This window comes from Arthrobacter vasquezii (genome assembly GCF_029455255.1).
Lineage (GTDB): Bacteria > Actinomycetota > Actinomycetes > Actinomycetales > Micrococcaceae > Arthrobacter_D > Arthrobacter_D parietis.
Genome location: NZ_JAROKN010000142.1, coordinates 1 through 529, shown reverse-complemented (window position 1 = coordinate 529; position 529 = coordinate 1). Strand labels below are relative to the sequence as shown.

General features: G+C 63.1%; 1 protein-coding gene. It reads right to left on the bottom strand.

Going from position 1 to position 529, the window contains the following annotated elements:
* Nucleotides 1-529 (bottom strand): FAD-binding oxidoreductase (locus P4U43_RS17995; RefSeq protein ID WP_277359963.1); only part of this gene is annotated, 529 nt, incomplete at both ends.

The following is a 529-nucleotide window of genomic DNA, read 5'->3' as shown; positions in this document are numbered from 1 at the left end:
CCAGGTTGTGGCTGGCGGCGAATTTGGCAAAGGCCTCGTCGGGCACCGGCCCGGCGCCATCCCACACCTCGCCGCGGCGGTGGAACATGGCGAGCTGGTATCCGGCCGACATCATCAGCACCACATTGGGCACGACGTTGGCGATCCGCAGCGGCCGCATGGCATCGACGATGCGGGATACATCCTCAACCTTCTTGTGGCGGATCACCAGCGGCTTGTACACCGGCGGCGCGGGCATCAGCCACAGCCCCATCTTGGTCACGACACCAAAGTTCGACTGGGTGAAGATGCCATCGAGATAGGGCCCGTAACCCCACTTGAACGCCTGCCACGCCGAGGGGTTGCTGGTGCTGCCCATGCCCGTTTTCAGAATTTCACCATTGGCCAGAACCACTTCCATGCCGCACTGGACCATGAAGTGTTCGCCATAGGGGGTATAGCCCACCCCGCGATCGAGCGTGTTGCCCACGGGGCCGACAATCGGGCCGACCGTGGGCACATCGATCCACAGCGGGATCTGGTTGTCATC